This is a genomic window from Methanoculleus sp. UBA291 (assembly GCF_002499755.1).
Taxonomy (GTDB): Archaea; Halobacteriota; Methanomicrobia; order Methanomicrobiales; family Methanoculleaceae; genus Methanoculleus; species Methanoculleus palmolei.
In genome coordinates this window covers 1-20,329 of the sequence record NZ_DANC01000044.1, presented here as the reverse complement: position 1 = coordinate 20,329, position 20,329 = coordinate 1, and the positions used below count along the sequence as shown (strand labels likewise).

Genomic DNA, 20,329 nt, shown 5'->3' with positions numbered 1-20,329 from the left:
CGACGCGCTCGCTTCGAAGGGGAGCGAGTTCTTGGGGAGTTTTCCCGGAACAATTCCCTTCACAGCCGTTTTTTGTCCGGGCGGCCGCCGCGGCCGCCGGGTTTGGATGATTCCGAAAGGCATTATTCTTCAAGGCACGGATTTATTTTACTGCGAATGATACCCTACTGGGAGTGAGAACGTTGGGAAAGAAAGTTGTCGTTACGGGGGTTCCCGGTGTCGGGAAGACCACCGTTATCACCGGTGCGATGGAGAGACTGGCGGTCGAGGGCATCGCTTACGAAGCCGTAAACTTCGGCACGTTCATGTTTGACGTGGCGAGAAAGGAGAACCTGGTCTCGAATCGCGATGAGATGCGCAAACTCGGAAAAGACGTGCAGAAGCGTCTCCAGCAGGCGGCAGCCTCGGAGATCGCTGCTATGAGTATTAACGCGAACGTCATCGTCGATACCCACAGCAGCGTCAAGACCCCGACGGGTTTCCTTGCGGGGCTGCCCGAGTGGGTGCTCCGTGAACTGATGCCAGACATCGTCGTGCTGGTTGAGACCGACCCGGACCAGATCCTGATGCGTCGGCTTGGTGACGACTCGAGAGTCCGTGACATGGAAGGCTCCCGGGCGATTGCCGAGCACCAGGAGTTCAATCGCGCCGTCAGCGCGGCGTATGCGATGTATACCGGCTGCACTATCAAGATTGTCAGGAACGAGAACTTCCTGCTCGAGAAAGGCGTCGACGACCTGGTAAGTGTGCTGAGGTAACCTGATATGGACCTGAAGAAGCACGGCCCGACAATCGCTCTCGTGTTTACCATGCTCGTGATGCTCTCGTACAGCATCGAGTGGTTCCGGGTGGCGGTCGGTTCAGCGATGAATGTGCTGTTCGGGCCGTTCATCGACGTATTCGGTGTGCCGTTTTTCGTCATGATTCTGGTTCTTTCCAGCATTACCGGTCTCTATTCATCGCTCGTCCAGAAATATACCATTGATTACGAGAAGATGCAGGAGACGCAGGAGAGGGCGCGGGCATTCCAGAGAGAGTTCCGGGAGGCCCAGCTCTCCGGAGATGAAAAGAAGATCAAAAAACTCCAGGGAAAGCAAGAGCGGATGATGCAGGACCAGCTCGATATCTCCCGACAGCAGTTTACTCCGATGGCAATCATCCTCCTGCTGACGGTGCCGATCTTCTTCTGGCTCCTCTTCCGGCTCCCGCCGCTCGGTGCGCCGGCCACCATCACGAACGGCATCGTGCTGCCCTTCATCGGGACCGTCGGTCTCTCGGACTTTGCATTCTGGATTGTCCCGGCCTGGATTCTCTGGTACATGATCTGTTCGCTTGCTATCAGCCAGGTGATCAGGAAGTCGCTCAATATCGGAGGGCTCTGATGCGGATAACCATCAGCGGGCCGCCGGGCAGCGGTACGACATCGCTTGCCCGGTATCTTGCCGCAAAGTACAGGCTTGACCTCATCTCCGCGGGAGAGGTCTTCCGCCAGCTTGCGAGGGAGCACAGCATGGACCTCGCTGAGTTCGGCAGGTTTGCAGAGAACGACCCTTCGGTCGATCGGATGATCGATACCCGGCAAAAAGAGATTGGTGAGAGTGCCGGGAACATCATCGTCGAGGGCAGGCTCTCGGGCCGGATGGTCGAGAACGCCGATCTCCGGATCTGGCTCACTGCGTCGCTTCCCTGCCGGGCAAAGCGGATCGCGGGTCGCGACGGGATGGACGAAGAGGGGGCCCGGGCCTACACGGAGAACCGGCAGCGGTCGGAGTCCACCCGTTACCTGAACTATTACGGTATTGAGATCGACGATCTCTCCCCCTACGACATCGTCCTTTCGTCCGAGACCTTCGGCGTGGAGGCACTCGGTGCAATCGTCGACACCGCAATCGCATGCCTTACGCGACAGGCGGCCGCTCATTAGCGGATCTCTCTTTTTGCTTTTATTTTTTTGATGCGCCGGAGCCGCGTCCATTCCTGTCGTTCCATCTCGTCGCGCTGATACTCGATAAACCGGTACATCTCCGTAAGTTCCGGGATAACCTTGAACTCCAGAGCATTCACCCTTCGGCGGGTTCGTTCGATATCGTCGAGCAGTCTCCTGACCCCGCCTTCGAGTTCGGCGCTTGCAATGATTGCTTCAAGGAGGTCTTCGTAAGCGTCGGCAGCGTCGTCGATGACCGGCGAGGTCCCGAGGATGCCGTAGCCCCGCTGGTCGAGCGTCTTCTTTACCATCACCGGCTCGAGGTCCGGGAGCCGCACCCCGAAGACGTTTTTGTGCCCGGTTGTGTAGGTCGGGATGGTCTCGACCGAGAGCGCTGCGAGGAGCACGCCCGTTCCCCCCTCCATCATGGCGGCGATTGCCGCCATCTCCCGCGCCCCGGCGTAACGTTCCTCAAGTTTTTCGCGTTGCAGGGCAGCCCGATCGACGAGTTTGACGAGCTCCAGCATCATGCCGTCCAGTTTCATGGATAGGAGCCGGTGTATTCGCTTCGCAAGCGTCATCCGCCGCCTGACAATCAGGAGACCGGACCGGGTGGGTTTGATGTCGTCAGCCGTCGTCATGGTGCATGGCCTACAGGACGATGTACTGCCATATCCGTTCGGACGGCAGTTCAAATGTTTTTCCTCGTGCGATTGCCCGCAGGTTCGCGACCTCGTACCTCTTTCGCTCCAGGTATGCGATTACCGGCAGCACCGAAAACGGGTGGCGCCGGGATAGAGACTCCATCTGGCGGAGCCGGACGCGGGTGACCGCCATCTCGATTTCATGGACCGGCCGCCGCCGTTGGTGCCACCGCTCCCAGACCAGTTCCGCAGCGTCGACGCTTGCGAAGGCCGGGTCCTGCCGGAGTCCGCGCACCGCCTCTGCGAGGACCGGGGCAATATCGGTCGTGAGGAAGATGTTGACGAACTCTCCCTCCGTCTCGGTACCGTAGAGCCGCCGGAAGAAGGCGATGGGTATACGACCGCCCGGGATCATGGTCCGGTCGATGACCGTCATATCGCATGCCTCTTTTGCACAGTGGAGCCGGAGGAGGTTCTTCATATTGGTACTGTCGATCTCGAACCGGAGATAGGCGATCAACTCCTGACACCCGCTGCACCCGGACGAACCGAGGTTGAGCAGTCCTGCGTAGTACTGCCGATAGAGTTCGTTCTCGATCCGGGCAAAGACGCCTTTTTCTCCGCAGATCCGGTAGTATTCTGCAAGGACCGGGTAGAGCCGCCAGTCCCGGAGGCCTTCGAGGACGTCGCTACAGGTCGTGAAGGTGAGGAGGCGGTCGAGGAGCGCGCTGTCGACCTCTCCCGCCGGGATAAGGAGGTCGCGGACCTGCTGTCGGGGTACCTCGTGCACCGTGCCGCGCAGGACCGCCATGACGTTTGCAATGTCCCATCGGGTGAGGTATTCCCCGGTCAGGGTTTGCAGGTCTCCCGGGGCGATCTGCATGGCATGCCGGAACGACCGCGCCAGACTCCTGTTTACCGCCTCTTCAATGAGCTGGGCCCCGGCGTAGTCGTGCGCCAGGTCCACGACCTCCTGTCGGTACTCCTCCCGCCGCCCGAGGTGAGCAATGACTTCCGGGATGCTCATTTGCATGATCCGCGGATACTCTTCACGGAAGATGAGGTTCGTCCTGCGGACCCGGAACCGGGTACAGGCATAGATGCACGATGGGGAGGATACCCCGGTCGGGGTCATGTTGCACCTCCATGTTCGTACTCTCTCATAAAGGCACACCTGGCGACGGGGGTGAGGCCCGGAGAGTTTCACGGTGGTGGTTGACGGTCGGCGCGATGTTCGTTGCGGCGCTCCTGCTCTTTGCAGCGATGACCGGTTCCGGACCGGTTTCGCGCCCGCCAAATATATATACATTAATGTTCTATTATGTGCAGTGGTGTGTACTATGTTGCAGGTCCCTTCCGTCTTGCCCCTCCTCACTGAGAATATCCCTGGGGGGTCCTTTCGGCCGTTGCCCCGGTCTCGCTGGCGCGAGCATTGATTTCCCGAATTCAAACAGGATCGCTCGTTGAACACCATTTCCAGAAACTGATACCATGAAATCGAGAGATATCGCAATTGTCGGCATACTCCTTGCCGTAGGGGCCATCATCAGGTACATGTCGCTCCTGATCCCCGGCCCCATCGTATCGAACCTCGTGATCGCCTTCTATAGCCTTGCCATCATCCTCATCGTGCCCACGTTCCGCGAGGCCCTCGGGATCGGCGTTGTGGCGGGCATCATATGCGCTCTCATCAGCCACTCGTTCTTCCCGCCTGCAAACCTCGTCAGCGAGCCCATCGGGGCGGTCGTCTGTCTCGGTGCCTACCTGGTGCTCAAGGAGCGCTTTGCTCTTGCCCCGGCCGTGACGACGCTTCTGGCCACATTTGCGAGCGGGTTTTCCTTCATCATCATCGCGCTCCTCGCCGTGGCCCCGACGATCCTTGGAACCTACGGAACCTTCGAGGCGTTCCTCGTGGTCACCGTGCCGATCGTCCTCATCACGGCGGCGGTCAATGCCGTCGTCGGGCAGGCGCTTGTGGTGCCGGCGTCGCGGGCTCTGATGCGTGGTGCGCGGCACGCGGCTCCGGCACAGGGTGCGAGGAAAGTCGATGAGTCCTGAGGCGGGCGAGGGGGGAGCCGTCCTCTCTCTTCGAGACGTCTCCTACACGTATCCCGGCTCCGACTCACCGGCTCTCGACGGGATCAGCCTCGATCTCCGGAAGGGCGAGATCGTCTTCGTTACCGGCCCTACCGGGGCCGGGAAGACGACTCTCTGCCTTGCCGCGTCCGGCATCCTCCACCACGAGTACGGCGGCACGCTTGAGGGCGCGATCACAGTTGCCGGGAAGAACGTCCGGGACTACCGGGGCATGGCAGAGATCGGGAGGCGCGTCGGCGTGGTTTTCGACGATGCCGACGCCCAGCTCATCTTCACCACCGTTGAGGAAGAGGTGGCATCGGGGCTTGAGAACCTCGGGATCGCAAAAATTGAGATGCAGCGGAGGCTCCGCGACGTGATGGAGGCGACCGGGATCGCCGACCTTGCGGATAGGGCCCCCCACACCCTCTCCGGTGGGCAGAAGCAGCGGGTCGCCATCGCCGCAACCCTCGCCCTGGGAACGGAGATCCTGATCCTCGACGAACCGACCGCCGAGCTGGACGCGGAGGCGACCCGGGCGGTCTCCGCCCTCCTCCGGCGGCTATCGGATGAGGGAACGGCCGTGCTCATCGTCGAGCAGAAATTCGCCGCGCTTGCCGCAATCGCGGACCGTACGGTCCTGATCGAAGGCGGGAAGATTGCACGGGAGGGGCCCTCTGCTGACATGATGCCGGACGGCCTCCCGGAGCCGCCGACGGACGGCGCCCGGCACCCGGCACCGGGAGCGGCCCGCCCGGCAGGGGCGTCTCCCATCATATCCGTCCGGGGGCTCGTCCACCGTTACGACGGCATTGCGGCCCTCCGCGGAGTCGACCTCGAGATTGCTCCCGCCGAGATCGTGGCTGTGGTCGGAGAAAACGGGTCGGGGAAGACGACGCTCATCAAGCACTTCAACGGGCTGCTCCATCCCACCGAGGGCAGCGTCTTCGTCGACGGGCTCGATGCCGCGGCCATCCCGGTCGCAGAACTCGCGCGCCACGTGGGCCTGGTCTTCCAGAACCCGGACACCATGCTCTTCGCGGAGACCGTGGGGGACGAAGTGGCGTTCGGCCTCCGGAACATAGACCCGGAGAGCACGGAGGAGCCGGTCGATGCGGCCCTTCGCGAGGTCGGCCTCCTCCACCGGAAGGCGGCCTACCCGCGGTCGCTCTCGCGGGGCGAGCGGCAGCGCCTGGCCATCGCCTGTGTCATCGCCATGAGGCCGGAGGTGATCGTGCTCGACGAACCCACGACCGGCCTGGACGCGCGGGAGGCGGCGCGGGTCATGGAGACCCTTTGCCGCCTTGCGGCGGAAGGCCGCACAATCATCATGGTGACGCATGATATGCGCCTTGGGGAGGAATACGCCGACCGTATCGTCAGGATGGAGCAGGGGAGCATCGTCGGCGACAGGAGAAAGTATGAGGAGGAACCATGCCTGAAATTATGCAGTACGTCATCCGGGAGAGCGTCTTTCACCGCCTCCACCCGATCACCAAACTGATCTTTGCGGTCGTCGTCGTGGTCCTCGCGGTGCTGACGAGCGACACTGTGATGCTCGCGGTCCTTGTCGGCGTGATCGTGGCCGTAGCGGCGGCAGGAGGGCTCGTTCGCGACCTCCTGCGCCAGGTACCCCTGCTCGTCTCGCTCGCGGCAAGCCTGTTCGTCCTCACCATCCTCACCGTTCAGAGCGGGGAAACTCTCGGCTATCTGGTCCCGCCGGCTGTTCCGGTCATCGGCGGGGCCTTTCCCGTCACGATGGGAGCGATCTCTCTTGCGGCCGCGATGTCGCTCCGATTTTGCAGTATGCTCTTTGTCTTCCAGCTCCTGGTCATCTCGACCCAGCCGCGCGACCTTGTCCACCTTATGGACCGCCTCCGGATGCCCGTGGACTACACGCTCATGTTCCTGATTGCCCTCCGGTTCATTCCGAGCCTGCAGCTTGAGGGAAAACGGATCCATGAGGCGCAACTTGCCCGTGCCTATAACCCCGGGAAGGGATTTACCGGGAAGATCCGGGGTCTCTTCCCCATCATCATCCCCCTGGTCTCAAATTCTCTCGGGAAGGCCACGGTCCTCGGGCTGACCATCGATCTCCGGGGATACCGCTCCGGCCGGCGGACGCCCATGCGCGACCTCGCCCCGGGCAGAGCCGATATCGCCGGGATCTTCTGTATGGGCCTTATGGTCGCCGGGTATCTGGCCGTCCTGGTCGTATAACCCGGCACCGGTTCCTGCCCCTCTCCTCCTTCGCACCTTCGATGCTCAAACTCGCCGTGCTCGCACTTCGTAACCTTTCGGTGTTCGAGTTTCCTCCTCTTCGGGGAGACTGCACTTTGCGTGAATTTTTCGGTACGGGAGATGACGGGAGGAGTTGATACGTCTCTGCCGGTGTCCCGCCGGTTTGACAAAGATTATACCGATGCCCGGATTAACGAAGTAACGGATATGCACGACGGTACGCCACCGGCAGCGTTTGAGTTCTACATCGGCGGGAGCGTCGGGCCGTCCCTCTACGTCAGGCTTGTGGAGGGCCGACTTCTCTACGAATATGCGAGTGCGGGCGGTTACTCCGGCGTGGTGACCGAGGTCGCGCCGACACCGGAGGAGTGGGTCCGGTTCCTGGAGACCGCCGACCGGCTCGGTGTCCGGGAGTGGGAGCCGGAGTACGTCTCTCCATACTCCTGCTCCGACGTCACCTACTGGTACCTGCGGATGGAGATGGGTGGACGGACTGTCGTTTCCCGGGGTGCAAACGGCTATCCCGGCTCCGCCGGTCCCGAAGTCTCGGGAGAGTTTCGGGAATTCCGCGCGGCGGTGGAACGGCTGATCGGGATGAATCGATGAGGCGGTTCACGGAAAGACTGATCTCAGATAGTTGAGACTTGACTCATACTGCCGGAACGATACCGGTTCGACGACCTTCGTGGCGTTCTGCGGAATGGCCTGCATTACACGGCAGAACTCGATATTTCCTTCACCGCACGCCATGTGGTCGTCCCGGCTGCCGAAATTGTCGTGCAGGTGAACGTGGATCGCCCCTCCCCGTTCCAGGAAAGAGTCCAGGTTGCCGTTGACATGGGCGTGCCCCACGTCGAGGGCGAAACCGAGGCCGAGGTCGGCAAGACGGTCGAGAAACTCCGGCTCTCTGAAGAAGCAGATATCCCATGCCCCCATATTCTCGACGGCGAGACGGACGTTCACCTCCTCCTGGATTGCGGCGAGGTCGCCGAGCGAGCGGTTCAGGGCCTGCCCGGCGGCATCCTGCATCTCCTCTCCCCAGAAATGCCCCGGGTGAACGACCAGCCGTTCGGCGCCTATCCGGTCGCAGATCTTCGTGAGATCGTCAAGGACCCGGACGCTTGCCCTTCGCAGGTGCTCGTTGTCGGATGCGATGTTGATATCGGCGACCGGGGCATGGACGGTGTACCGGAGGTCAAACGAATAGCAGGCCTCTTCGGTGTGGAAGAGGGAGTGGGGGCCGTCGGAGAGGACCTCCGCACGGTTCGTGCGGCGGGAGATGAAGCCGAGCGCCTCTTCAAGCGTCCGGTCCATCAGGCAGCAGGTGGAGCACCCGATATCCTTTATCGGCGGCATGGGACCCTGGCTACCGTTTCGTTCTACCTCTTCGTCCCGAATAGGGCGACGATGCACAGCGCACAGACGAGTGGGACCGCGCCGAATCCCGGCGCCCGGGCTGCAGGGGTTGTTGTCCTTGCGGGTGCCTCAAAGAGGTCCGGGTGAATGTCTCCCGCCACCTCCTCGAGGGCGTCCACGATTCGCGGACCTCCCCGGCTGATGATATCGGCGTCGATGACATAAACATGGTTGTTCCTGACCGCTTCCAGGTTCTGCATCCGGGACTCGTTCATGAAGTAGTTGTAGATGACGTTCTGTTCCTCTTCGGTCATGCCGGTGCCGGAACTGACGATAATGTACTCGGGGTCCGTGGCGATGAACTCTTCAAGACCGACGATGCTCCATTCGTCAACCGAACCGAATGCGTTGGTCCCTCCGGCCATCGTGATAACCTCGTCCTGGAACGTCCCCCGTCCGCTGACCCAGATCGGGTCATGCCAGACGACATGGGCGACGGACGGCTTTTCCGCCAGATCTCCCGTCTTATCGGTCACTGCCCGGGTGCGGTTCTGGAGGTCAAGAGCAAGCGCCGATGCCTGTTCCTCCTGTCCGGTTGCCGCTCCGACGAGTTCGATATCCTTCAGGACATCGTCGATAGTCTGCGGGTCGAGGTAGAGGACGGTCATCCCGAGCCCTCTCAGGCGGTCGATCACCTCCTCCGTGTTGCCGAGCGCGGCAACGACCAGGTCGGGCTCCGCCGCGACCACCCGCTCGAGGTTGACACTGCTGTAGCCGCCGACCGTCGGTTTATCGGAAGCCTCCGGCGGGTAATTGCTGTAATCGGCGACACCGACGATCCGGTCCCCCAGACCGAGGGCGTACAGGATCTCGGTGTTGGAAGGGGCAAGCGAGACGATTCTCTGCGGTATTCCCCGGATGACGACGGTCTCCCCGGAGTCGTCGGTCACCGTAACGACTCTCCCGGCGGTCTCCGTTGCCGCTGGAGTGAGTCCCCCGGATGAGAGGTTACCTGATTCTTCCGGGGGCGGGACGATGGGGGTGGTGTCTCCGTCAGGCGCGAGGGTTGCGCCCGCTGCACCAACAGACAGGAACAATGCAATGACCAGGGAGACGGAGACCATCAGGAGCATGTTTCGCATAATTATAAATTTAATTGTGTTAGAGTAATAAACCTTTACAAATTGACGCCTGCGGCCTCTCTGGACCTCTCACTTTTGCAGAGGTTCCCCGGATTCGGTGGAGGTTATCCGCTACCGGGGCTGTGATCCCCGATCGCGTCGCCCGGCGAGGTAGATCCGTCGAGCCGGACCCGGGTGTAGGTCATGTCCATATCCACAGATATCGCATCCCAGAGCCGGTCACAGATCGTCAGGCGCTGCGAAGCGGGAAGCATCGCGCTCCGTATTCTGTAGCACCGGACGATGTCCCGGTAATGGCCTCTTGTAAAGAAAGGATCGCGGTTCGGCGGCGTCAGGATGAAGAGGTGTGTCCTGGTTGCGGCAAGCATCGCCTGCATGTTGAAGGCGCAGGCCGTCTGAATATCCGCGAGTGAGAATGAACTCCCGAGAGGGTGGTTGTGGAGAAATATCGTCTGGAAAAGGCGAAATCGGTCCCGGTAATCGAACTGGATTGCTGCCCGCTCGCCTTTCAGGCAAAAGAGCAACTGCCCGGCCGGATCGAAGACGTATGCATATTCGCGCGGCCGGTCTTTTATATCCAGAGCATACGCAATAAGTTGCTCGTCCGTCGGACCGCCCCGGGGCAGGAAAGCCCGGTTGGCGGCCAGATCCGCGGTCTGCTGTCCTGCCCCGCAGGGTGAATGCGCGGGGTATGCGGGCCGGCGGTGCTGCAAGAGCGTGTCCTCTCTCTCCTCTCTGTCGGCGCCCGTGGTTCTGCAGCGGTGGGTCATGCCGTCTCCCTGAGGATCTGCAGCACCCGGTCGACCCGTTCCGCCTCGACCGCCCCCCGGTCGAGCAGCCCGCGAACGATCGCTTCGGCCTCACCTCCGGTGAAATCCTGAAACGATTGGGTTTTGCTGTTGAGGAGTATAATGGGCTTGTTCCGGCGGCGCTCCAGTATCCGGATGTTCTCGATATTGCCCCATCCTATGGGCATTGCCGTGATGACGACGGCATGCGCCTCGTCGATGCACCGCTCAAGTTCGCTTCTGGCATCGGGAGAGATCGCGCAGAACGGCGCCTCGGCGACGCAGGGTATTCCCAATGCCGTTACCGTTGCATAGTCGGTGTCGAGGACCGTGAGCACGCCGGCACTCACCCGGAACCCCTCCTTGTGGAGGGCGTAGAGGAGATCGGACCCCATACCCCCGCCGCAGACGACATGCACCCTCTCCGTCGGCCGATCTTTTGCGGTGCGTTCGTATATCGGGAGGACATAGGGCCTCCCTGTCAGCGGATGCGGTTTTACCAGTGCGTCGATCCCGTATACCGCCTTGAGCGTCTCCCGGGTCAGCACATCTTCAGGCTCGCCGACGGCAACAATCTTCTTCTCTTTGAGCATGATCAGGCGGTCGCAGTAGCAGGCGGCCAGGTTGAGGTCGTGGAAGACGCTGATTACCGTGACGCTTCCGGTGAGGTCTCTGATGATGTTGAGGATCTCGATCTGATGGCTGATATCGAGGTTCGAGGTGGCCTCGTCGAGCAGCAGGACCTTCGGTTCCTGCGTGAGCGCCCGGGCGATGAGCACCCGCTGCCGTTCGCCGCCGCTGATCTCGTGAACCGATGAATCGGCAAGGTGCGCGACGTTTGTGAGGTGCATGGCGCGGTCACAGACCTCCAGGTCCCGGGCGGTCTCGGAGGAGAGCCTCCCGATATAGGGGTGCCTCCCCATCATGACGATCTCCCGCACGGTATAATCGAAACTGATCGCGATATCCTGCGGCACAACGGCGATCTGCTGTGCCAGCTCCCGGAAATTGAAGGTCGCAAGGCTCTGGTCGTTGAGGCGGACTTCTCCGGAATCCGGAGCGACGATCCGGCTCATCGCTTTTAAGAGCGTCGTCTTTCCCGACCCGTTCGGTCCGATGATCCCGAGGATCTCGCCTTTATCGGCATAAAGTGAGATCGCCTCGAGGATCTTCTTTGCGCCGTAGGAGACGTCGATATTGATGATCTCGACCGATTTCATGCTTTCATCCGGCTCCGCAGAAGGTAGATGAAGAACGGTGCGCCGAAGCAGGCGGTCAGGATCCCGACCGGCATGTCGCCGGCAAACGTCCGCGTGAGCGTATCGGACCAGACGAGGAGGATGCCGCCTGCAAGGGCGGCAGCGGGGAGAAGGATGCGGTGGTCGGGTCCGACGATCAGGCGCATCACGTGGGGTGTGACCAGACCGACGAACCCGATCGCTCCTGCGATGGAGACCGCTATGCCCGTCAGGAACGCGCTCACAAAGAGGAGGATCTGCTTCAATCGTTCGACGTTCACGCCCAGGTGAATCGCATCCTCTTCCCCGAGCGAGATGATGTTGATGTCGCGGGCGTAGAGGTAGATGGCCACGCACCCTATCGGGATGAGGATGGCGACGAAGACGTCGTCCCACGAGACGTTCCAGAACCCTCCCATCAGCCAGAACATGATCTGGTGGAGGCTCCGGCCGGAGGTGTACATGAGGAAGGAGAGGAACGCGGAGAGGAGCATGGAGAGGGCGACGCCGGAGAGCAGGAGCGTCTCGACCGGGATCTTCCCGCCCTGGCGGGCGATGGTGTAGACGGTAAAAGTGGCGATTGCCGCCCCCACGAATGCGAAGATCGGCAGTCCTGCACCCGCGAAGAGGACGATCGAGAGTGCGGCTCCGAGTGAGCCGCCGGCCGAAGTGCCGAGGATGTAGGGGTCGGCCATGGAGTTCTTGAACAGCCCCTGCATGGCCGTACCTGCCACGGCAAGCGCGCACCCGACCAGCGCTGCTGCAATCGCCCGTGGGGTCCTGATCTCCCAGAGGATCATCCAATCGGCATCATATCCGAGCGGACGGATGATGAGGCCGGTCTCCGGGCTCCAGATGATCGTCCAGGTTATCTCCGGGTTGAAGAGCGACCAGATCGAGATACTGGTCGGTCCGAGGGCGACAGCAAGGATCATGCTGGCGAGAAGGATGCAGATGAGGATCGGGACTGCAATCAGCCTGCGTCTGGACATTTTAATATAATAATTAAAGTTGTCTTGATATTATTAAATCCATTTTGTTATCTCTCACGCGGCAGGTTTCCGAAGATGGGCGCAGGATGGCCGGCCTGATCTCCGTCATCCTAGGTAAACCTCATACGATTGGCCGTCAAATCTCTCCTTATATGGGCAACCTGAATGTTGTCGTGCTGGGACCCGCCGGTTACGCGAAGGACCTCGGGAAGAAAGGCACGGAATCCGATATCACCTTCTATAACCTGAAGAAGGGTGACGACACCGTCACCATCGTCGAACCGACGCGGTATCCCGAGCGGCTGGCTCCGCTCTTCTACGCCGCGTCGACGGCGGACGCGGCACTCATCGTGGTTGATGAGATCTCCCCGACGTTCGGCGAGTGGGTGCTGATGCTTGATGAAGCGCAGATAGAGCAGGGCTACATCGTCCTCCGGAACTACTTAACTCCCGATGGGGTCGCGCCGCTTCTCCGGGGGACGGTGCTCGAACACTACCGGTTTGTGGACGAAGACCCGATTGCACTGCGCGACCTCCTGCTTCGCGAGGCACATGCCCGTACACCCGTTCCGCCCGGTGCCGGGACGGTGGGGACGGTCCCGATCGATCACCACTTCAACGTCCACGGCATCGGGACGGTCGTTCTCGGCGACGTGGTGCGGGGCGGCATTAAGAAACACGACGCCCTGAAGGTCTACCCGGGAGAACGGGCGGTCATGGTGCGCTCCATCCAGAAGCACGACAACGACTTTGACTGGGCCGCCGAGGGAGACCGCGTGGGGATCGCGCTCAAAAACATCGAGTCCGATGATCTCGACCGCGGCTTTGTCCTCTCAAACGACCCTGCGGTCCAGACCCGTGCGACTCTTGAAGTGCAGGCGACGCTGGTCAGGTACTGGCCGACCCCGCTCACGGCGGGAACGGTGCTTCACGTCGGCCACTGGATGCAGTTCATTCCGGCGCGGGTGGAGGCGGTGCGGGACGGCGGCGACTGGCGGCAGCCGACGCTTACGCTTGCGCTGGAAAAAGACATCGTCTACCTCCCCGGCGATACGGCGGTGCTTCATTATCTCGAAGGGGGGAAACTCAGGATCGCCGGGCACATCAAACTGCCCTGAACGGACCCTGGTTTCCAGGGTAACATACTCTTTTTGAGTGCTCCGGCTGTGGAGTTTTCCCCGGGTTCTGTCTCCTCTCGTACCTGGCGGCGCTCGCATTCATGAAGCATCGTATTCCGGTTGCAGAGGAGATGCAACTTCGGGACAGTCACGGCGAAAGCCGGGCGGCAAAAAAAGGTTAGATGAGTTTAAAGAACGGGTGAGTGTCGACCTGGGTGTCGATGCCGAGATCTCGCACCGCTTCCAGCACAACGATATCCACATAGGCCTGTGCGGTGATCATCGCCTCGACGTTCTCGATCGGGCCGTACATGATGAGGTCGGCGCCGAGCGTGCTTGCAACCATGTTGCAGCCGATATCGGGCGCGGACCAGGCCGCCTGGCGCATACCGTCCGTCCCGCCGAGGTAGTGGTGCGTGAGCTGCTCGATGAGCGCGTCTTTGCCCTCGAGGCCGGCCAGCTGCTGCGACGGGGTCTTCTTCGTTCCCTTCCAGCGCTTCAGCCAGGTCCAGGAGACGGTCATGTTGTGGTAGGCGCCGCCGGTGGGGAGACCGTGGATTGCCTTGCAGGCAAGGATCTCACGGTACGAGCCGCCGGAGCCAAGGCCGAGCGGGGTCGCTGCGGTATCGAGGATCGGGCGGGTGATGCCGCATTTCTCTGCGATCTCAAGCATCCCCATCTCCTGTCCGGCAACGCCTCCCTCGGTGAGCACCTTCTCGCGTCCGGAGACCGACGGGTCGCCGGGGTTGAAGGCGAGGACGATTGCTGCGTTTACGTCGCTCTTTGCCAGGGCCTCGATGTTCTCGGGCAGGATCGAACCGTTGATGGAGTTGTAGATCGCGCGGTCGGCGACGCCTGCCTCGGTGACGTACTGGCATGCGTGTGCAAGCGCCTTGGGTTCCGACGAGTCCATCAGGAACGCGGTCTTGTCATCGATGCTGCAGAACCAGTCGATGTAACTATCGAAGGCTTCAGCGTGTTCGGCAATCATCTGGATGAAGTGCGGAATGCCGGTGATATCCGAGAGTTCCTGGCAGCGGTTCCAGAGTCCCTCTGCCTTTACCTTGTCGATCTTTCCGGTGTGGTCATCCAGAACAACTTCGTGCTTGTTGTAGAAGATGGATGCACCGAGCACGGTCGGGTATTCTCCAGGCTGCCCGCCGATCTTGGTACCGTTGAAGTCGTGTACCGTCTGCTCTTTTTCGAACTTGAACATATTCGTCAATCCTCCTTACAGGTACCCCATCAATTTGGGTAGTAATACCAACAACATCATGAATACAATCAAACCTGCGACCAGTCCGTACAGGATGCCGATATCGCGTCCGATCTTTCTTCCGACACGCTGGGCAATCTCTGCATCGACGAACTCGATCTTCTCCTCGATGGCGTTGAGCCGTTCTTCGATCTCAAGGAACTGCGGGTTCGCGCCTGCAACGGCAACTCCCGTTGTGCCGGCACCGCCCGCTTCCTTGACCTCGACGACCATGGGTTCGGCCGAAAACGCACCGGGGTCTCTGGCCTTGAGTTCATCGATCTTGGCCTTGATGGTGCCCATGTCCTCGGTTTCCATGATGTTGACGACCTCGACCTGGTCCTGGAAGCGCTTGATCGCTTCATCGGAGAGGTTCTCGATGAACGGGATGGCTCCCTGGGCCCCGACGATCTTACCGCCGGCGACTCCGCCGGAATGGAGGGCCATAAAACTCTGACCGGACAGGTGTCCCTTAACCTCCGTGCCGCAGCAGAGGATGAACCTGATGTTTGGGTCGGAGATGACGTTTGCGATGATCTTCTCAAGGCCGAGGTTCTCGGTCTTGCAGGACCCGGTGATTGCCGCTCCGGCATCGCAGATGCCCTGTTCGTCGAGATGGGAACCCATGGTGACGACGCCGACGCAACTCTGTGGATCTCCCGTGTGGAAGTCGCCCTGAACGATCGGCCATCCGCTGGCCGGTGATTTTTTCTCGGCCATGTTAGATCGCCCCCAGCATCAGTGCCGGAATCACGATCAGGAGCATGGCTACGGCGAGCCCGACTGTGAACCCGATGATTCCCATGCCCATGATCCCGGATTCGAGTTTGTTCGTGCGGGCAAGGATCTGTGCCTTGTACCGGATGGAGTTCATCATTGCATTGATTGCAGCCATCCGGATGGGGCCTGCTGCCTGTGTAGTTTCTTCTGCCATTTATCTCACCCCAGCAAGATGAACCCCATAATTACGAACGAGACGATGAGGCCGATCATGAGCCCCTCGATCTTACCCGAGTAGACACCGGCGGCAAACCTGTCGCGGTAGCCGATATCGGTGACCATCCGCTCGATGACTTTCATCCGTGCGTGTATCAGTGCCAGTTCTCCGGTGAGCGGCTGCACTTCGCCGGTTGCTTCTTCCTCTCCAGCACCGCCCGCTTCTTTGACCTCGATGACCATGGGTTCAGCCGAAAACGCACCGGGGTCTCTGGCCTTGAGTTCATCGATCTTGGCCTTGATGGTGCCCATGTCCTCGGTTTCCATGATGTTGAGGATCTCGATCTGGTCCTGGAAGCGCTTGATCGCTTCGTCGGAGAGGTTCTCGATGAACGGGATGGCTCCCTGGGCCCCGACGATCTTGCCGCCGGAGACACCGCCTGCGTGCAGGGCTATGAAACTCTGGCCGGACAGGTGTCCCTTAACCTCCGTACCGCAGCAGAGGATGAACCTGATGTTGGGATTGGAGATGATGTTTGCGATGATCTTCTCAAGGCCGAGGTTCTCGGTCTTGCAGGACCCCGCGATTGCCGCTCCGGCATCGCAGATACCCTGCTCATCGAGGTGGGAACCCATGGTGACGACGCCGACACAACTTTCTGGATCTCCCGTGTGGAAGTCGCCCTGAACGATCGGCCATCCGCTGGCCGGTGATTTTTTCTCAACCATGTTCTTCACCTCACAGCAGTCCTAATACGACGACACCGGCAACCAGAAGGCCAATTGCCATGCCGTACCAGAATGCGGTCACGCTTCCGGCGATTTTCAGAACACCCTCCCTGTTCGGGAACGATGCGAGGAAGTTGCCCTCTCCGGAGAGCATACCGACCAGGTCGTCGGTGATCTTCTCGAGTTCCGCTACCTGCTCGAGCACGGGGGTGTACGAGACACCGGCGGTGGTGACGACGCCGACTATCGGGTCGGCAACCAGCCCGAACTCAGGCAGTACCTGAATGTATGCCATTCAGGCACCTCCCTTTGGCTCAAGGATCGGCTTTGCGTCGAGCCATGCATAGGCATCACGTTTTGCAAGCGCGATGTACTGCGTGTAGGTGTAGATCCACCCGATGACCGAGACCACCAGCGAGACGAGAGCGGGAAGGAATTCGATGAATGCGAACGAGATGACTGCAATGGGGATCATGGAGAGGAATCCGCATTCTGCAGCGAGCATCAGCGTCCGGTCCTGCTTCTCCCCCGGCCCGAGGCAGGCGTTGAAGGAGTGCTGGATGGCGATGGCGCCGAGCATGAAGATGACGGCAATGATGCTGCCACCGATGAGAGAGTATTCGTAGGTCTGCACGGTGAACCCGAGGATCGCGATCTCACCGGTGATCATGCCGAGGAACCCGAACGTTCCGCAGGCCATGGCTGCGAGGCCGAGCACGGTCATCGCACCGACGACTGCAAGTTCGATCAAGGAGGTGACCATGACCGGAATGTCCATCCGGACTACGTGGTTTGCCATGATCCCGGCGACCGCACCGATGATCGCGGCGATGATGATCGTCACGATAGGCGCGAAGATGCCGGTCGTGGCTCCGAAGAGCGCGGCGATGACGCCGGACCCGAGCGCGATCATACCCGCCGACGGGACACCGGTGCCGAGACCGTAACTGCAGAGGTACTTGATCGTGTCGGTACCCCAGAGGAGTGCGGCCACGGCGGCGAGTCCGCCGAAGAACGAGAAGTACTGGGTCTGGGTGACCTCATTCAGGAGCGTCAGATAGATGAAGACGAGCGATCCCACGAGCCCGTAGATCAGGATCCGGTTGTGGGGGATGCCGCCTGCTCCTACTTCAACTTTAACCGTCATTTAGAATACCCCCACCAGTTCGAGCAGCGCGATCGAAAACATGCCTGCAACGGCGGATGCCACGGCGGCTGCAATGACCGCTCTCGGGAACCGCTTGAACTTGGGGTCGTGCGGCCCCTCGATCGTACCGGTGATGTTGTATGCGGAAAGCACGGCAACGATCAGGAATATGCCAATCGTGAAGACACCGGCAAGCGAGACGGCGACGGGTGCAATCTGCTCGACCGTTGTGCTCAGGATGACGGGCAACTGTGTCTGGTAGACGCTGAGGAGCTCGAGGTAGATGAGCGTTCCGCCGAGGCCGCCGAGTGCGCCGCCGACGACGCCGCCGATCCAGGACGTGAACGGGAGACCGTGCCCCTCGGTACCCTGGCTCTTGTACTCGGGGAAGGTGTCGCCCGTGATCGGGTCCTTTGCGACCTTACCGGAAGCTGCCGGGATGCCCATGCCGAAGACGTAGATGATGTTGACCATCGTACAGGTGATTGCCATCAAGAGTCCGCCGCCGACCGCACCGCCGGCGAGAGCGATACCGAACCCGAGCGGGGCGGCCCACGCTCCGCCGAAGAGTCCGGCAAGGCCGGCACCGGCGGCGAGCATCGGCACACCGGTCGCAATACCGGGCGCCTGTCCCATTGCTGCGGGCGCACCGCCGACCGGGACGAAGTGGACGCCGAACCCGACCAGGACGCCGCCGATGATGATGCCGATGACGGCAAGCACTCCGGTCATCTGTATCAGGAAATAGGCGAGCACAATCGCGACGATGATAAGTAGAATGCTGATAACGAGGCCCATCCCCGTCGGGGGCTGGATGCCTGAAGTCTGTTTTGGTCCGCCGAGCGCCGTCATGATGATGCCTCCTCAGAAGGAGCTGTGTAGGGCCCGAAGGTCTTTCTTGCCCAGACCTCGATGTAACGGTCGATGATGGCAAAGATCAGGATAATAACGATACCGACGATGACCGCTCCCCATCCGGCGGCGAGCGGCTCGAAGACCACGGTACGCCAGAGTTCAAAGAAGACGATCAGACCGAAACAGATACCCGACGCAGGGCCGCCGAGTTTCGCGCTGAAGAACCCGTTGTCAAGTGAGTTTCTCTGTCCGGCCTCGGCGTAGCGGACGATGTTGCCGGATGCAGAGATCGGGACACCGGCTCCGAACTTCTGCTCCTGGTACTGCCGCTCTTTTCCGTAGAACGGGTTACCGGTCGCCGACCCAGCTGAACCGAGTGCGATACCCCATACGAGCCCGAGAAGCGGGAGCGGGAAGGGGTGGCCGAGCGCGCTGATGATCAGGTGACACATCGCGACGGTGGTGAAGATGGCCACGAACGCATGCGCCATGGTCACGGTTGTCATCGACTTCAAGATGTCGATATAGACCGGCTGTCCGAATTTTGCGAGACTTGCAGTACGGCCGAGGTATGCGGTTGTCGCATAGATGCCCTGCACGAAGACCGCGAGAGCGCTCCCGAGCACAATTGCAAGTATCGGGTTTATCTGCATCGCCATGAATGCCCAGGCAAGGCCTGCACCCAGAGCAACCCACAGGCCGTACGCGGGGGGTTCACCGGCAACTGCCTTGTTAAAGATGCGGTGAATATACCCCATTTGCGGAGCGAGCTGAACCTGAGAGTTCGGGTCACCCTGTGATCCGATGTCAGACTCAGTGTCTTCCGCAGCGCCGGCAACGGTTGCAAGAGCACCTGCCAATGCGGTAATGCCGATGCCAAATATAATCTCTTCCATTCAGCATCCTCCTCTGGCGCATTTTGCGCCGGAGCTGTAAGTTCAAAACCTTTTTGGTTCATTTAACAGTTGTTTATGACTTAATTAAAGGTTTCGAAAAGTTTCGTCGATATTGGAGCGAAACGTTAAAAATCGACTGGGAATACCCGTATTAGTCATTCCTGGTTACTCTAAATAAAAAAAAATTGTGTTGGGTCTACCGGGCCGGGATGATGAGCGAGCGCTCGCCGGCGGGCATAAACTCGCGGATTGCACCCTTCGCGAACTCGCGGCGCGGTTCGGAGAAGTCGAACTTCAGGGCCGGGTCGGCGAAGCAGATCTTCACCCGCGGGTCGAAGCACCACGCATCGCCGCGGCCGTAGTGGGCGCCCGCGACGATTGCGGCGTACTCACCCTGGTGTCCGACGTTCATCGCGTAGTTCGGGTAGTTCGGGCCGCGGACCTCGCCGATCGCGCCCTCGTCTCCACGGATGGAGAGCGAGTTTGCGGAGCCGCACTGGTCCTGGAGGTCGTAGCCGAAGAATCCGAGACGCGACCATCCGTCCTTGTGCAGGAGCATGGAGAGATACCAGCCGTTCAGACCGGCATTCGAGTTTCCGGTTGCGATGGAGGTCGTGAGACCGGATGCGGCGGCGATGACGCCGGCGCGCTGGGACCCGCCGAAGTGGTCCTCCATCATGGTCGGGAACTGCTCGTACTGCTCCATGGCGTTGAGGGTGACCTCGGTCGCCATGTCGTTGACGATCTCCTGGGTCGGCTTGACCTTGTCCTTCGGGCTCGGGTTCTTCCAGTCGACCTTGTACTTGTCCTTGATGTAGTCCATACCGTAGTAGGTGAATTCATCGAGGATGTTGTCGGTGTAGGCTGCAGTCGCATACTGCGTGAAGCCGACACCGCCGGACATGTAGGAGCCGAGCCAGATCTGGCCGTAAAGAATCGTTCCGGCACCGACAACCTCGAGAGCGGCCTTTGCGGGGTCGTTCGGATACTTC

Annotated in this window: 23 protein-coding genes and 1 pseudogene; 8 read left to right on the top strand and 16 right to left on the bottom strand. The window is 60.6% G+C overall.

Annotated features, from left to right (window positions below):
• Positions 1-182 precede the first annotated feature (182 nt).
• The 3 genes from BP737_RS11070 to cmk are packed head-to-tail and all read left to right on the top strand — an operon-like array spanning position 183 to position 1,924.
• Positions 183-758 (top strand): adenylate kinase, encoded by a 576-nt coding sequence (locus BP737_RS11070; protein ID WP_292406035.1) that lies wholly within the window; start codon positions 183-185, stop codon positions 756-758.
• Positions 759-764: 6 nt separating this feature from the next.
• On the top strand, positions 765-1,382 hold the full coding sequence (locus BP737_RS11065; protein WP_292406034.1) for a DUF106 domain-containing protein: 618 nt from the start codon (positions 765-767) through the stop codon (positions 1,380-1,382).
• Positions 1,382-1,924, top strand: coding sequence for a (d)CMP kinase (cmk, locus tag BP737_RS11060; protein WP_292406032.1), 543 nt, complete (start codon positions 1,382-1,384; stop codon positions 1,922-1,924). Before BP737_RS11065 ends, cmk begins: the two co-directional genes overlap by 1 nt.
• Here cmk and BP737_RS11055 read toward each other — a convergent pair.
• Both BP737_RS11055 and BP737_RS11050 read right to left on the bottom strand, forming a co-directional pair.
• Positions 1,921-2,565: a V-type ATP synthase subunit D gene (locus BP737_RS11055; RefSeq protein ID WP_292406029.1), complete on the bottom strand. Its 645-nt coding sequence runs from the start codon at positions 2,563-2,565 to the stop codon at positions 1,921-1,923. The genes cmk and BP737_RS11055 overlap by 4 nt on opposite strands.
• A gap of 10 nt (positions 2,566-2,575) precedes the next feature.
• The gene (locus BP737_RS11050; protein WP_292406026.1) at positions 2,576-3,703 is read right to left on the bottom strand and encodes a V-type ATP synthase subunit C; all 1,128 of its coding nucleotides are present in this window, start codon (positions 3,701-3,703) and stop codon (positions 2,576-2,578) included.
• A gap of 356 nt (positions 3,704-4,059) precedes the next feature.
• Between BP737_RS11050 and BP737_RS11045 the strand changes: the two genes are divergently transcribed.
• The 4 genes from BP737_RS11045 (at position 4,060) to BP737_RS11030 (ending at position 7,491) form a co-directional block, all read left to right on the top strand.
• Positions 4,060-4,626 carry a tryptophan transporter gene (locus BP737_RS11045; RefSeq protein WP_292406022.1) on the top strand — a complete coding sequence of 189 codons (567 nt, stop codon included), beginning with the start codon at positions 4,060-4,062 and terminating at the stop codon, positions 4,624-4,626.
• Entirely contained in the window at positions 4,616-6,148 is a 1,533-nt protein-coding gene (locus BP737_RS11040) for an ABC transporter ATP-binding protein (RefSeq protein ID WP_292406020.1), read from the top strand. The genes BP737_RS11045 and BP737_RS11040 overlap by 11 nt, the downstream gene beginning before the upstream one ends.
• Positions 6,079-6,864 (top strand): energy-coupling factor transporter transmembrane component T family protein, encoded by a 786-nt coding sequence (locus BP737_RS11035; RefSeq protein ID WP_292406017.1) that lies wholly within the window; start codon positions 6,079-6,081, stop codon positions 6,862-6,864. The genes BP737_RS11040 and BP737_RS11035 overlap by 70 nt, the downstream gene beginning before the upstream one ends.
• A gap of 228 nt (positions 6,865-7,092) precedes the next feature.
• Entirely contained in the window at positions 7,093-7,491 is a 399-nt protein-coding gene (locus BP737_RS11030; RefSeq protein WP_292406014.1) for a hypothetical protein, read from the top strand.
• 6 nt (positions 7,492-7,497) lie between these two features.
• On the opposite strand, the gene BP737_RS11025 is transcribed toward BP737_RS11030, so the two are convergent.
• The 5 genes from BP737_RS11025 to BP737_RS11005 form a co-directional block, all read right to left on the bottom strand.
• Positions 7,498-8,241: a sugar phosphate isomerase/epimerase family protein gene (locus BP737_RS11025; protein ID WP_292406011.1), complete on the bottom strand. Its 744-nt coding sequence runs from the start codon at positions 8,239-8,241 to the stop codon at positions 7,498-7,500.
• Positions 8,242-8,264: 23 nt separating this feature from the next.
• Complete coding sequence (locus BP737_RS11020; RefSeq protein WP_292406008.1) at positions 8,265-9,383, bottom strand: ABC transporter substrate-binding protein; 1,119 nt, start codon at positions 9,381-9,383, stop codon at positions 8,265-8,267.
• A gap of 104 nt (positions 9,384-9,487) precedes the next feature.
• Complete coding sequence (locus BP737_RS11015; RefSeq protein WP_292406005.1) at positions 9,488-10,153, bottom strand: hypothetical protein; 666 nt, start codon at positions 10,151-10,153, stop codon at positions 9,488-9,490.
• Positions 10,150-11,391, bottom strand: coding sequence for a heme ABC transporter ATP-binding protein (locus BP737_RS11010; protein WP_292406002.1), 1,242 nt, complete (start codon positions 11,389-11,391; stop codon positions 10,150-10,152). The genes BP737_RS11015 and BP737_RS11010 overlap by 4 nt, the downstream gene beginning before the upstream one ends.
• Positions 11,388-12,401, bottom strand: a complete 1,014-nt coding sequence (locus tag BP737_RS11005; protein WP_292405999.1) for a FecCD family ABC transporter permease — start codon at positions 12,399-12,401, stop codon at positions 11,388-11,390. The genes BP737_RS11010 and BP737_RS11005 overlap by 4 nt, the downstream gene beginning before the upstream one ends.
• A gap of 152 nt (positions 12,402-12,553) precedes the next feature.
• Between BP737_RS11005 and BP737_RS11000 the strand changes: the two genes are divergently transcribed.
• Complete coding sequence (locus tag BP737_RS11000) at positions 12,554-13,519, top strand: EF-Tu/IF-2/RF-3 family GTPase (RefSeq protein WP_292405997.1); 966 nt, start codon at positions 12,554-12,556, stop codon at positions 13,517-13,519.
• 178 nt (positions 13,520-13,697) lie between these two features.
• Here BP737_RS11000 and mtrH read toward each other — a convergent pair whose 3' ends face one another.
• The 9 genes and pseudogenes from mtrH to BP737_RS10955 form a co-directional block, all read right to left on the bottom strand.
• Positions 13,698-14,735 carry a tetrahydromethanopterin S-methyltransferase subunit H gene (gene mtrH, locus BP737_RS10995; RefSeq protein WP_342686181.1) on the bottom strand — a complete coding sequence of 346 codons (1,038 nt, stop codon included), beginning with the start codon at positions 14,733-14,735 and terminating at the stop codon, positions 13,698-13,700.
• Positions 14,736-14,750: 15 nt separating this feature from the next.
• Positions 14,751-15,494, bottom strand: a complete 744-nt coding sequence (gene mtrA / locus BP737_RS10990) for a tetrahydromethanopterin S-methyltransferase subunit A (protein WP_292405994.1) — start codon at positions 15,492-15,494, stop codon at positions 14,751-14,753.
• A 1-nt stretch (position 15,495) separates the two neighbouring features.
• Positions 15,496-15,708, bottom strand: a complete 213-nt coding sequence (locus BP737_RS10985) for a tetrahydromethanopterin S-methyltransferase subunit F (RefSeq protein ID WP_292405991.1) — start codon at positions 15,706-15,708, stop codon at positions 15,496-15,498.
• Between the two features lie 5 nt (positions 15,709-15,713).
• Positions 15,714-16,439 (bottom strand): tetrahydromethanopterin S-methyltransferase subunit A, encoded by a 726-nt coding sequence (gene mtrA / locus BP737_RS10980; protein ID WP_292405988.1) that lies wholly within the window; start codon positions 16,437-16,439, stop codon positions 15,714-15,716.
• A gap of 10 nt (positions 16,440-16,449) precedes the next feature.
• Positions 16,450-16,734 (bottom strand): tetrahydromethanopterin S-methyltransferase subunit MtrB, encoded by a 285-nt coding sequence (gene mtrB / locus BP737_RS10975; RefSeq protein ID WP_292405986.1) that lies wholly within the window; start codon positions 16,732-16,734, stop codon positions 16,450-16,452.
• Positions 16,735-17,586, bottom strand: a complete 852-nt coding sequence (gene mtrC / locus BP737_RS10970; RefSeq protein ID WP_292405983.1) for a tetrahydromethanopterin S-methyltransferase subunit MtrC — start codon at positions 17,584-17,586, stop codon at positions 16,735-16,737.
• Positions 17,587-18,438 (bottom strand): tetrahydromethanopterin S-methyltransferase subunit D, encoded by an 852-nt coding sequence (gene mtrD / locus BP737_RS10965; protein ID WP_292405979.1) that lies wholly within the window; start codon positions 18,436-18,438, stop codon positions 17,587-17,589.
• Positions 18,435-19,337, bottom strand: a complete 903-nt coding sequence (mtrE, locus tag BP737_RS10960) for a tetrahydromethanopterin S-methyltransferase subunit E (protein WP_292405976.1) — start codon at positions 19,335-19,337, stop codon at positions 18,435-18,437. Before mtrE ends, mtrD begins: the two co-directional genes overlap by 4 nt.
• A 196-nt stretch (positions 19,338-19,533) precedes the next feature.
• A pseudogene (locus BP737_RS10955) lies at positions 19,534-20,329 on the bottom strand (methyl-coenzyme M reductase subunit alpha); the annotation flags it as partial.